The sequence below is a fragment of the Thainema salinarum CENA647 genome, assembly GCF_057732415.1.
This window is the reverse complement of the sequence record NZ_JBYJZJ010000022.1, coordinates 5,745,543-5,758,467: the sequence shown is the minus strand read 5'-3', so window position 1 is coordinate 5,758,467 and position 12,925 is coordinate 5,745,543. Positions and strand designations below refer to the sequence as shown.

Here is a 12,925-nt window from a genome sequence, read left to right as displayed (position 1 = left end):
CGAATCAAGACATACTTATGGGGTAACTGTTTATCCTGACAAGTCTGTTGATAAGATTATTCAAAATAATTATGGTTAGTTATAGTGCTAGCCAGTAGGATTGCGGCAAGGTAGTTTTTGGGGTAGCTTTCGCCGCTCTAAAAACTACCGCAATCTAACTGTTTACAGCTAGATATTCAGTAGTCGGCTAGAGAGGAGAACAGCAAGTGAATGCAGCCGAAAAAGCGACAAACTTTGAGGTTGCCGGAAAAATTGCGGCTATCGTCAATCTGTTCAAGGCCGAGTTTCCGCCAATTCGTGCTGACCTCAAGCCGTGGATGAACGACCGTGAAACTCTAGATCTCGTTGATCCAGACTCGATTGATATTGGATTTCACTTTCCGGGCTATAGCCGCTCATTTCAAAGCCGTAGCATTTTAATTCAGATTCGCTTCCACGAAGATCCGCTGGTGAAAACCTACCGGGCAGTTGGAATTGAAGCGATTGGTTTCACCCACGCTGGCAAACAGTGGCGCTTCTCAACCATTGAAAACTGGGATTTTGTGGGCGAAACCTGTCCGGGTGACGAAGGGCGCGATCGCTTAAAGTATTTGTGCCGCAGCATCATGGAAATCTTTAACGGATCAGAGTTGGCATCCGGCACTAACGGATAATGTTCAAATAATATTCAAAGCGGTTTGAAGAACCAGAGTTCGTTTTGTAAAACGCTGGCGCTGCCAGCGTTTTACAAAACGAACTCTGGTTTTGACACGCGATATCAGTTTCGTACACTACTCACATTGAGGTGAGATCGTTGATTCATCAACTACTGCGACGGCTGGCTCTGCCGCCAACCGGACTCGTTTTACTGTCGATTGCCTCTACTCAGATTGGATCTGCGATCGCAAAATCGCTGCTCGATCAGATTACACCTGCGGGCATGGTGCTGCTGCGGGTTGGCTTTGCGGCGGGGCTGCTGTTGCTCTTGTGGCGTCCATCTGTGCGGCAGACCTTGCGAGCTAGAGGTTGGCTGGTCTTGTTCTTTGGTGGATCGCTGGCGCTGATGAACCTGAGCTTTTATGAAGCGATTGCCCGGATTCCCATCGGCATTGGCGTAGCGCTGGAGTTTATCGGGCCGCTAGGAGTTGCCGTTTGCAATTCTCGTAAACCGCTCGATGTGCTGTGGGTGGTGCTGGCAGGTTTAGGCATTCTACTCGTCACGCCAATTGGCGGTTTCAATCTGGATCTGGTCGGCATTGGCTTTGCTTTACTCGCCGGAGCCTTTTGGGCCGCCTATATTATCCTCTCGGCTCGTACGGGGAAAGCTTTACCCGGTGGTGGCGGACTTGCGATCGCAATGACCCTCGGCACGCTGATCTTGCTGCCGATTGGCGGCAGCGCAGTTTACCAGGCTTTTGATCGACCGTACCTGCTGCTGCTGGGCTTCGGCGTCGCCATGCTCTCCTCAGCGATTCCCTATTCTCTGGAACTGGAAGCGCTGCGCATTCTACCCGTACGCGTCTTCGGCATTCTGCTTAGCCTGGAACCAATGATGGCTGCGATCGCAGGCTTTGTCATCCTGGGCGAAACGCTCAACTTCCGCTCCGGCATCGCAATTGTGCTGGTCACAGTAGCCGCCGCTGGCTCTTCACGCTTTAGCGATCGCAAATTGCCACATCAAGAGCATGAAGCGTGAGTCGCAAAGCCTGTAAAGACTCAAAACCCAAAACCTCATACTCAGTTCCCAGCTCTCAGTCCCCAACACCTACCCCCCACCATTTCGCATCTCTTCTCGTCCAACGTAATCCAGCAAATAACCCTCCCAAATTGCTATGCTTAATAAGCTTCTATTAAAGATATTGATTAGCTTTCGTTAAAAATTATTTTTGCCTTATTTGCTTCAAATATCTGTAGCTGCGATCGCACCGCTTCAACCTTGAAACTTGGGTCTTAATAGGTCTAAAACATGACAATTCATCGACGGACTCTCCTCGTCATCGCTGACTCAGATGAAGGTGATCGGGCCTATCGGCAGCAGTTACAGCAGGATGAGAGCGTTGCGTACCGAATTTTATCGGCGCGAGTAATTAATTCAGCCTTATCGCTATCCTCGTCGCAACACGTTGATGGCATCCTACTGGGATTTCATCAACCCTGTGCCGATAGCGTTCGGCTGCTGCGTCAACTGAAGGAACAGATGGGCGATCGCTGTCCACCCATCGTCGTGATTGACGGTGACGATGCGGCCAGAGCGGTGCAGGTACTTAAGAATGGGGCTGCGGACTATTTGGTAAACAACCGCATGACGCCGGAGGATTTGCGTCTGGCCATGCGCAGTGCCATTGAGAATGCCAAGCTGCGGCAGCAACTCCAGCACAGCCAGGAGCAGTTTCAAACGTCGGTTGAGAATATGCTGGACTGCTTTGGCATCTTTTCAGCTATTCGGGATGACGCGGGACAGATTGTCGATTTTCGGATTGATTACCTCAACGAGGCCGCCTGTGAAAACAACCGGATGACCCGAGACATGCAGGTTGGTCGAAGATTATGCGAGGTCATGCCTGTCCATTGTCGCTTGGGGCTGTTTGATGACTATTGCCAAGTGGTGGAAACGGCAAAACCGTTAATTAAAGATTCATTAATCTACGAAGAGACCTGTGATGAACAGCAGCTTCTGCGAGCCTTTGATATTCGAGTCAGCAAGCTGAACGATGGCTTTGTCGCGTCGTGGCGAGATATGACGGAGCGCAAGCAGTTGGAGATGGAATTGAGCAACACCATCGCCAATTTGCAGAGTCAAGAAGCCGCCATTCAGCAGTTGAACCGAGATTTAATCAATCGTGTAGCTGAGCTGCAAAGCCTGTTAGATATTCTTCCCGTCGGCATTGCGATCGCAAATGATCCAACCTGTGCTCGCATGCATCACAATGCTTATCTGCGGCAACTGCTGGGCGTTCCGCCTGGCAACAATATTTCCAAGAGTGCTCCCGCTGATGAGCAGCCTGTTTTCCGGGTGCTCCAGAATGGGCAGGAAATGCCAGTCGATACGCTGCCCATGCAGCGGGCTGTCAAGCAGGGCATGGATGTGCGCGATGAGGAGTTTGATATTGTTTTGCCGGACGGGACGGTCCATCAGTTGTTGTCCTACGCGACGCCGCTGCGAGATGACCAGGATCAAATTCGCGGCGTGGTCGGAGCCTTTTTGGATATCACCCAGCGCAACCAGGATGCTGCCGCGCTGAAGGAGAGTCAACAGCGCTACCGCGAGCTGGCCGAAGCGATGCCCCAGATGATTTGGACAGCGGACGCTATGGGAGTGATCAACTACCGCAATCAGCGCTGGTATGAATACACAGGGTTTAGTGAAGCCGAGTCGATTGGCGTCGCCAGAGCCAATGCGGTTCATCCTGAGGATCGCGATCGCGCGTTGACTGAATGGAGGATTGCGATCGCAACTGGCGAAACCTTTGAAACAGAGTGTCGCTTCCGCCGCTGGGACGGGGAGTATCAGTGGTTTATCTGTCGCGCTGTGCCGACGCGCGATGGTCATAACCAGATCACAGGTTGGATCGGCACGATTACCAATATTGACGACATCAAGCGCAGCAAAGCGCTGGTACAGCGGCAGTTAGCCGAGATTGAAGCCATTTATGAGACGGCTCCCATTGGTCTGAACATCTTGGATACCGATCTGCGTTTCGTGCGGATCAATCAGCGACTCGCCGATATTAACGGCTTGCCGATTGAGGCGCATCTTGGGCGGAGCGTTTGGGAACTGTTTCCCGATTTGGCGAATACGCTTGAAAATCTGCTGCAACCTGTTCTGGCAACGGGGGAACCGCTGCTGAACGTTGAAATCCACGGTGAACTCCCTGCTCAACCGGGCGTACAGCGCACCTGGCTCGAACACTTCTTCCCCTTAAAATCGGGCAATCAGGTGGTTGGTATCAGCACTGTTTGTGAAGAAATCACCGAACGCATTCAGGTCGAAGCAGCGCTCCGCCAGAGTGAACAGCGCTTTCGCAACATGGCAGACAATGCGCCCGCGATGATTTGGGTGACGGACGCTACGGGCTACTGCACCTATCTCAACCAGGGCTGGTACGACTTCACGGGACAGACGGAAGAGACGGGGCTAGGATTTGGCTGGCTGAGGGTCGTGCATCCAGAAGACAGCGAACGCTCCAAGGATGTGTTTTTACAGGCTAACAAGCAGCACCAGGCGTTTCGGTTAGAGTATCGCTTACGCCGTAGGGATGGAACATACTGCTGGGCAATTGATGCAGCTAACCCTTGCTTTAGTGAGGATGGCGAGTTTAAGGGGTACATCGGCTCGGTAATTGACATTAGCGATCGCAAACAAGCCGAGGAAGCCTTGCGGATTTCTGAAGAGCGCTATCGCACCCTGTTTGAGAACATGAATGAAGGCTTTTGCCTGGCTGAAGTGCTGTTTGACGCAGACAATCAGCCAATCGATTATCGCTTGCTGGAAACCAACTCCGTCTTTGAAAAGCACTCCGGTCTGAAAGATGCTCAGGGCAAAACCGCCCGCGAGTTGCACCCGGAACTGGAACAGGATTGGATTGACCTCTATGGCAACGTTGTCCTGACCGGTGAACCTGCCCGTTATGAAAACTACTCTGAAGCGTTAGGTCGATGGTTTGATGTGTCCGCCTTCCGCATTGGGCAACCCGAAAGCCGAAAAGTTGCCATTTTATTTGAGGATATTAGTCAGCGGAAACAAACCGAAGTCGCCTTACAAGTCAGTGAAGAGCGCTATCGATCGCTGGTCGAAGCCACCGCTCACATCATCTGGAATGAGCTAGGCGATCGCGGCGAGTTTATGAGCCCGCAACCCGCTTGGAGTGCCTTCACCGGGCAAACGTTTGATGAATTAAAAGGCTGGGGCTGGCTCAATGCGGTGCATCCCGACGATCGCGCCCCCACCACTCAAGCTTGGTTAATTGCCTTAGAAAATCGTGCCCTGTATGAATTTGAGCATCGCGTGCGGCGGCACGATGGGGTGTATCGCCACATGGCGGTGCGAGCCGTGCCCGTGTTTGAGGACAATGGCGCGATTCGAGAATGGGTTGGTGTTCATAGCGATGTGACCGAGCGCAAACAAGCTGAAGAAGCGTTACGCCTCTCGGAGGATCGCTTGCGCCTCACCCTAGCATCGGCGGAGCTAGGCACCTGGGACTTCAACCCCGCCACCAACGTCTTGGAGTGGGACAATCAGTGCAAAGCCATGTTTGGCCTGCCGCCCACCGCTGAGATTACCTGGGACGTTTTTCTGGCTGGCCTGCATCCCGACGACCGCGATCGCACCCATCAGGTGGTGCTGCAGTCCTTTGATCCGGCAGGCAGCGGTGATTACGACATTGAGTATCGCACTGTGGGGCTGGAAGACGGTATTGAACGATGGATTGCCGCTAAGGGCAAAGCCTTTTTCAACCCAGCCGGTGAGGTGACTCGCTTTGTCGGCACGGTTCTGAACATTACCGACCAGAAATGCGCGGAGGCCGAGCGCGAAAAACTGCTCCAGCTTGAGCAAGCCGCCCGCACCGAAGCTGAACGAGCCAACCGGATCAAAGATGAGTTTTTGGCTGTGCTGTCTCACGAGTTGCGATCGCCCCTGAACCCGATCCTGGGTTGGGCCAGACTGCTGCAAATGCGTCGGTTTGATGAAGCCAAAACGGCTGAAGCCTTGGCCACAATTGAGCGCAATGCCAAGCTGCAAACCCAACTGATTGACGACCTGCTGGACATTGCCAAAATCCTGCGCGGCAAACTCAGTCTGAATATTGCCCCCATCAATCTCTCTTCAACAGTCAAAGCGGCGATTGAAACCGTGAAGTCATCCGCCGCAACCAAATCCGTCTCACTGCATTCTGTCCTACCCAACATCGGCCAAGTCTCCGGCGATGCCGCCCGCATTCAACAGATTGTTTGGAATCTACTGTCCAATGCTGTTAAGTTTACGCCCAGTGGGGGATGGGTAGAGGTGAGGCTGGAGCGGGTACGTGGGAGAGTGGGAGAATTCTCATCTACCCACCCACCCATCCACCCATCTACCCACCAACTCGTCCCCCCATCTACCCACCAACCCACCAACCCTCCTACCCATTCACCCGCCTATGCTCGCATCACCGTCTCTGACACAGGCAAAGGCATCAACCCCGAGTTTCTGCCCCACATCTTTGAATCGTTCCGCCAGGAAGACGCTTCCATCACCCGCCAGTATGGCGGTTTGGGTTTGGGCTTGGCCATCGTGCGAGAACTGGTTGAGGTGCATGGTGGCACCATTCACGCCGAGAGTCCTGGTGAAGGATTGGGCGCGACGTTCACTGTTCAGTTGCCCCTGCTGAATCTTGAACCCGCAAATGAACCGCCCGTTGAGTTGCCGCAAACGAACCTTGACCTGACGGGTCTGCGGGTGCTGGCCGTTGATGATGATGCCGATGCCCGAGAGCTACTGGCGGCATCGCTTACTCAGTATGGCGCAGAGGTGCGAGCAGTGGTCTCGGCCTCAGAGGTGCTAGCCAATTTGGCCTCTTTTCAACCGGATGTGCTGGTCAGCGATATCGGCATGCCGGATGTGGATGGCTATCAGCTCATCCAGCAGGTGCGTGCTTTGCCACCGACGGAAGGTGGTCAGACGCCAGCCATTGCCCTGACGGCCTATGCCAGAAACAGCGATCGCAAACATGCGATCGCAAGTGGATATCAACGACACCTCACCAAACCCCTTGATCCAGAACGCTTAGTCCAAGCTGTCGCCGCCCTCACACGCCACAAACTCAACCAGTTTGTACCATAGACTCCCCTGCCCCCCCTACTCCGCTGCCCCTTACTTCATCTACCCTGCTACCCATTCACCCTCCTCCCTCCTACTCATCCACCCATCCACCCTCCTCCCATCCATCCCCTCACCCTAAAATTGAATTCCCCCGCCTTCCATGCTGCAATAATATGAAGTTCGGTTGAAAACCCATGATTTATTTTTGAGAAACGCTTGCGGAGCAAGCGTTTCTCAAAAATAAATCGGGTTCTTGACAGGTTGCTAGCAAAGACGGAAGGAGCATCATGAAAGCGGCTTTGATGACCAGTGCGGGTGCGCCAAATGTGCTGCAAATGGGCGATGTGCCGACTCCAGAGATTCGATCAGATCGAGAACTGCTGGTCAAGCTAAAAGCAGCAGGGGTGAACCCGATTGACACTAAACTGCGGCAGCGCGGCACGTTCTATCCCGATCAGATGCCTGCGGTGCTGGGCTGTGACGGGGCCGGAATTGTGGAAGCGGTTGGAGCTGGTGTGCAGCAGTTTCAGGTGGGCGATCAGGTTTACTTCTGCAACGGGGGATTAGGCGCACAGCCCGGTAACTACGCGGAATATGCCGTCGTGGATGAGCGTTTTGTAGCTGGCAAACCGAAGTCGGTGGATTTTGCTACGGCGGCAGCGGCTCCGCTGGTGCTGATTACGGCCTACGAAGCGCTGTTTGATCGGGCAGAGTTGCAGGCGGGGCAAACTGCGCTGATCCATGCCGGAGCTGGTGGTGTGGGCCATGTGGCGATTCAACTGGCCAAGATCAAGGGCGCGAGCGTCTGTACAACCGTCGGTTCTGACGAAAAAGCGGATTTTGTACGGCAGTTGGGCGCTGATCAGGTGATTTTCTACAAACAAACGGACTTTGTGCAGGCCGTGCGGGACTGGACAAACGGCGAGGGTGTGGATGTCGGCTTTGATACAGTCGGCGGTGAGAACTTCTCGCGCACATTTTCGGCGATCAAGCCCTATGGCAAAGCCGTATCGCTGCTGGCTCCTGCCGATGAGATGGATTGGAAGACGGCCCGGACGCAGAATCTGCGCATCAACTTTGAGCTGATGCTGACGCCGATGATGCAGGGGTTGGTGGCAGCACAGCAGCACCAAGCCAATATTCTCAAGCAGTGTGCGGACTGGATTGATGCAGGGCGGCTGACGATTCATGTGGAACACCAGCTATCGCTGCGACAGGCTGCCGAGGCGCATCGGCTGCTGGAGTCTGGTTCAATGGTGGGGAAAATTGTGTTGCTGATTGATTAATTGAGAGAGGGTTGGAGGGTGGATGGGTTGGAGGATGGATGGGTAGATGGGTCAGAGGGGGGATGGGTTGGAGGATGGATGGGTAGATGGGTCAGAGGGGGGATGGGTTAGTGGGTAAGAGAATGAGTGGGTGAGAGTCTGAATGGGTGGGAGAGTGAGTGGGTGGATGAGTAGTGTTGCGTTGAAATTGGGGTTTGATGATAGGCAAGGTGATTGGCTGCTGCTGTTGCTGCCAAGGCTGAATTTGCGACGTTGGCTGGTTGTTGGGCTGAGCCTAGTATTTTGGGTCAGCGCGATCGCACTTTTTCCTCTACCTGCTCAAGCCGCTTCCAATCCATCATCTGCATCATCGGAACTGACGCCGCTGACGCTGGAACTGCTGAAAGAGCGAATTCAGAATCCCAGTCAGTCCGATGGCACGCGCACCATCGATTTACGCCGCACGCTGATTGACCTGCGCCCCGGTCAGAGTGATATTGCTGACTCGTTTTACAAGCTGCTGCAGGGCCAACTCCAAGGCCAGGGTTTCGCCTACGGTTTGGACTTGAGCTACGCCAAAATCAAGGGCACGCTGGATCTGCGCGAACTGGGCCTGCGGGCACCGCTTTACGGCAAAGCATTAGACCCAATCTTTTCCGATCAAGAAAAAGAGCAGTTGAATCGCGATCGCAAACGGCTGAATCAACTTAGCCAGCTTTCGCGATCGCTGCTGATTCAAAGCCAGCCGATTACGTCCCAGATCACTGTTTTTCGAGGGCCACTGAAGCTATTGCAGACTCAGTTTCAGGGCGGCCTGCAAGCATCTGACATGTTTTTTCTGAATCGGATTGAAGCTCAGGGTGCCGTTTTCTGCGGGGACACCACCTGGAATGAAGCGCGCTTCAGCGGCGCGGTCAATTTTACGGGCACGGTGTTCTGTGAAACGACGCGGTTTCGCAACGCCATTTTCTTCAGCGCCGCGCGCTTTAGCCAAACTCAATTTCAAGGCTACGTCACGTTTCAGGGCAGCGAGTTTGAAAAAACGGCCAACTTCAATCGCGCAGACTTTAGCGAAACTACCGACTTCAGCAGAGTGAGCTGGAGCGAAAACGCCGACTTTGCCAAAACCACCTGGCATGAACTGGCTAATTTAACTCGCAACCAGTTTTCGCAGTCCCTCTTTTTGACCGAGGCTCGCTTCGACGCGCCGCTGAGCCTGCGGGAAAGCCGATTTGAGCAGCCCGCCAACTTACGCAGCGTCCAGATTTTCAAGCAGGCCGATTTTGGCGATACCTCCTTTGCTCAAGGTGCCTATCTGAATATTGCCAACCTCAAATTTAATCCCGAAGAAACCGAAATTCTCGGCAACCCCGGCAAAGTCAGCCGCCGCTTGTCGGTGCCAACGCTGCAAGGTAATGAAACGCTGCTGCGCAATTTAGTCCGCAATTTTCGCAACCTGGAGCAAATTGCCGACGCCAACCAAATTGAATACATGACCGAAACCCTGCGGCGACAGTCGCTGCAGCAGCGCCTGCTGGGCATCAACGTGAATCGCGCCTCGGTGGAGCGGCTTGTGCAAGCAGGTTTCTCTGATGAACAAGCCGCTGCCATTGTCCAACAGCGCGAAGAGCAGCAGTTTACCAGCACGTCTGACTTGCTCAAGCTGGATGAAGTGGATTTGGCCACCTATGTCAAAATGCGCGATCGCATTGTGGCGGGTCGCCCATTGACGCCGATTAGCTGGATTGCGACAGCCTTGCACTGGGCCGAGTTAAGCCTGCTGATTCTGCTCAGCCGCTATGGCACCAGCTTTGGTTTGACGTTTGGGGTGGGCATGGTGTCGCTGGCCTGCTTTGGCCTGCTGTTCTGGCTGGTGGATCGGGTGCGGGAACACCGATTCGCCGAGGGCATTACGCTGCCGGAAGCGACTTGGGTGTTGACCAGCTTTGGCGGATTGGTGATTGGCGGCATCAGCGCCATTGTTCGCAATTCAGACTATCCCTGGTTAGCTCTGCTGAGCCTGAGTCTACTGATTATCCCCATCCCGGCCAGCCTGATTATTGGCCGTTATCGACAGCCCTCGGAAGAACCCGATCGCAGCTACTTTGTGGAGGACAGCAGCCTGCGCCAGTTGCGGATTCTGATTGGTCGCCTGCCGATTATGCCGCGCTACACGCCGTTCTTTCGCGAACGCTATCAGCCGATTCTCTGGGAGCGACGCTGGGGCTGGCTAAACTACTTCGACCTGAGCTTGAATAACTTACTAAAGTTTGGCTTCAACGACATCCGCATGCGCGATGAACAGATGCCGGGACTGATTACGGCCCTGGTTTGGTATCAGTGGGCACTGGGACTGCTGTATTTTGCGCTGCTGCTGTGGACGCTATCGCGGACGATTCCGGGTTTGAATTTGTTGATTTATTTTAAGTAGAGGGAGGGGCAAGGCGTGAGTGCGCAGAATGTGGCCTGTAATTGGTTCATTACGGATGTTGAGCTGAGTGGTTAATCCTCTATATTTAGGTGCGATCGCACTTACCCTTTGGTGTGATGGCATACAGCAAGACGCAATGTTACGTTTTACAAAATATTTAGAATTTGTGGAGCGTGGTATGCGTGAAGAAGCAGTCAATCTATTTCAACTTTTAGTTCAGGCAGGCGCGACGCCAGGTAAGGACTTTTCGTTTGATGCCGAGCAAGATGTCTGTATGGTGACTGAGCAAGGATACCAGTTACTCAAACAGCGCTATCCAGACCTGGATTGGGACAGCCTGTTTGAGATCCATGAGGCAAATTTTAACGATGCGATCGCAGCGCTCCATAAACGACTAGGGACTAACTTTGTCGATCGGATTTTAGATTCCCTCAGTTGGCGCATTCGCGAACTGCCAATGCGCCAAGCGGCCTGGTATGCGCGACAGGTTTTAACGGGTGTTGAGAAACGCACGGGTATTTCGCTTTACACGCAGTTAAACAATCGGCTGCGGCTATCCCTACGAGCCCGCTTAGAATGCCTGCTGCATCCAGAGACTCAGCTTGAACCTTGCGGCGAATGGATTAGTGACTTGGTGCAGGCGGCAGGCGGTTCTCCCCAAGATGTCGCCATTGAAGGCGGCGAAGCCGTATTGTCAGAGCATGGTTTACGGCTGCTGACTTTGGTCTGGTCAGGGGGCTATGACTTGTATGGTGAATTGGCTAAGGGTGCGTAGGTTAGGTTCTGGTTCTGGATGTTGGGTTTCAGGTGTTGGGTTTCTCAATGCTGCTTTCATGATGTGGAAGTTACCTACACCTGCATCTCCCCAAAGGACTTCCCCACCCCCTTCAATGGAATATCTCTAAATTTCATAAATTCTAAGTCCATAAATCGTTAACTTACGTTGCATGATTTACTCATGATCAACTACCCAATCAGTAGCTCATAAGTTTAAGACTGCCCCAAAAACTACACTCATAAAACTAAGCGCCAGCCAAATGAACTGTCTCATTTGGCTGGCGCTTAGTTTTGTATTTCAGACGATCGGCTACTTGTTACAGCGTCAACGAATGAGTATCCGTTTCGATAATCTTCGCTAAATCTTGCAAGAAGGCCGCTGCGTCTGCACCGTAGATGATGCGATGATCGCAGGTAATGTTCACCTGCATTTGTCGCTTCACCGCCATCATGCCGTCCGGCGTAGCCGTTAGCTGAGGTTGAGACGCACCGATTGCCAAGATAGATCCCTGACCCGTTGGCAGAATGGCATCAAAGCGATCCACGCCAAACATACCCAGGTTCGACAGCGTAAACGTTCCGGTGCTGTATTCATCCGGCTGGAGTTGCTTTGTTCGAGAACGAGCGACCAAATCCTTCCAGGTGCGAGACAGAGAGTAGATATCAATCTGATCCGCGTTGCGCAAAACGGGGGTAATCAGGCCGCCGCCTTCCATTGCTACGGCAACAGAAATATTAATATCGGCATTGTACTGAATGCCTTGATCGGTGTAGCTTGCATTCACCAGAGGATGCTTCTGTACCGCCATTGCCACGGCTTTTGCCAGTAGCGCCGTCATGGTCACGCCTTTAGACTTAATCTTCTTGTAGAGTGCATCCAGCTCATCAGTGATGATTGTGTAGCCTACATGGAACGTGGGCACCGTCAGGCTAGCGTTCATGTTGCGAACAACTGCCTGCTGGAGCGTGTTGAACGGCACGACCTGACCCGGAGTGGCGGCTGGCGATGGAGCAGCTGCGGCTGGGGCGAGAGCCGGGGTACTGGGTGGTTTGGGAGTAGGAATACTGGTTGCAGCTGCCGGAGTCGTGGTTGTTGGTGCTGCTGTCGGCGCTCGGCCTGCAGCGGTTTCGACATCCTGCGCCACGATGCGACCGTGCGGCCCGCTGCCTTTGCCCGCGAGAGAATCTAGGTCAACTTTCAATTCCTTTGCCAATTTGCGGGCGCGAGGAGAGACGATCAATCGTCCGCTAGGTGCTGCACCGTTGCCATTTTGAGGGGCTACGTCTTGGGCTGCGACCTGAGTTTCAGTGGCCGCAGTCTGAGTAGCCGCCGGAGCCGCAGATTCTCCCGCAGAAGCACTGGCGCTAGCCGAAGCACCCGATCCGCCACCCGCTGCCCGCTGTTTGGCTTCTTCCATTTCGGCTTCGGTTTCGGCTAGAAATGCGATCGCATTTCCGACACCCGCCGTCTCACCCGCTTCGACAACAATCGCCGCCAAATAGCCCTCATGAAAGGATTCGACATCCATATCGGCCTTGTCTGACTCAACAACGACCACAGTTTCGCCTCGTTCAACCTTATCTCCTGGCGATTTGACCCAAGAGACAATCTTGCCTTCGGTCATGGTTGAACTAAGTGCGGGCATGAAAACTTCGTGAATCATGGGGTGGCTT

General features: G+C 53.6%; 7 protein-coding genes. 6 read left to right on the top strand and 1 reads right to left on the bottom strand.

Annotated elements, in window-relative coordinates:
- The first annotated feature begins 206 nt into the window (after positions 1 to 206).
- The 6 genes from AC286M_RS31990 to AC286M_RS31965 all read left to right on the top strand — a co-directional run bounded on the left by AC286M_RS31990 (position 207) and on the right by AC286M_RS31965 (position 11,249).
- Entirely contained in the window at positions 207 to 653 is a 447-nt protein-coding gene (locus AC286M_RS31990) for a Tery_1686 family protein (protein WP_488208254.1), read from the top strand.
- A gap of 140 nt (positions 654 to 793) precedes the next feature.
- Positions 794 to 1,675 (top strand): EamA family transporter, encoded by an 882-nt coding sequence (locus AC286M_RS31985; RefSeq protein ID WP_488208253.1) that lies wholly within the window; start codon positions 794 to 796, stop codon positions 1,673 to 1,675.
- Between the two features lie 270 nt (positions 1,676 to 1,945).
- Positions 1,946 to 6,799 carry a PAS domain S-box protein gene (locus tag AC286M_RS31980; protein ID WP_488208252.1) on the top strand — a complete coding sequence of 1,618 codons (4,854 nt, stop codon included), beginning with the start codon at positions 1,946 to 1,948 and terminating at the stop codon, positions 6,797 to 6,799.
- A 266-nt stretch (positions 6,800 to 7,065) separates the two neighbouring features.
- Positions 7,066 to 8,064 carry a zinc-dependent alcohol dehydrogenase family protein gene (locus AC286M_RS31975; RefSeq protein WP_488208251.1) on the top strand — a complete coding sequence of 333 codons (999 nt, stop codon included), beginning with the start codon at positions 7,066 to 7,068 and terminating at the stop codon, positions 8,062 to 8,064.
- A gap of 166 nt (positions 8,065 to 8,230) precedes the next feature.
- Complete coding sequence (locus AC286M_RS31970; protein ID WP_488208250.1) at positions 8,231 to 10,474, top strand: pentapeptide repeat-containing protein; 2,244 nt, start codon at positions 8,231 to 8,233, stop codon at positions 10,472 to 10,474.
- 67 nt (positions 10,475 to 10,541) lie between these two features.
- Positions 10,542 to 11,249, top strand: a complete 708-nt coding sequence (locus AC286M_RS31965; RefSeq protein ID WP_488208249.1) for a hypothetical protein — start codon at positions 10,542 to 10,544, stop codon at positions 11,247 to 11,249.
- 319 nt (positions 11,250 to 11,568) lie between these two features.
- On the opposite strand, the gene AC286M_RS31960 is transcribed toward AC286M_RS31965, so the two are convergent.
- Positions 11,569 to 12,915, bottom strand: coding sequence for a dihydrolipoamide acetyltransferase family protein (locus AC286M_RS31960; RefSeq protein ID WP_488208248.1), 1,347 nt, complete (start codon positions 12,913 to 12,915; stop codon positions 11,569 to 11,571).
- Positions 12,916 to 12,925: the final 10 nt, after the last annotated feature.

Excerpts from the sequence above, each read along its gene's own strand:
- AC286M_RS31980 (WP_488208252.1), top strand. The coding sequence starts at position 1,946 with ATGACAATTCATCGACGGACTCTCCTCGTCATCGCTGACTCAGATGAA.
- AC286M_RS31975 (WP_488208251.1), top strand. The coding sequence starts at position 7,066 with ATGAAAGCGGCTTTGATGACCAGTGCGGGTGCGCCAAATGTGCTGCAA.
- AC286M_RS31970 (WP_488208250.1), top strand. The coding sequence starts at position 8,231 with ATGAGTAGTGTTGCGTTGAAATTGGGGTTTGATGATAGGCAAGGTGAT.
- AC286M_RS31960 (WP_488208248.1), bottom strand. The coding sequence starts at position 12,915 with ATGATTCACGAAGTTTTCATGCCCGCACTTAGTTCAACCATGACCGAA.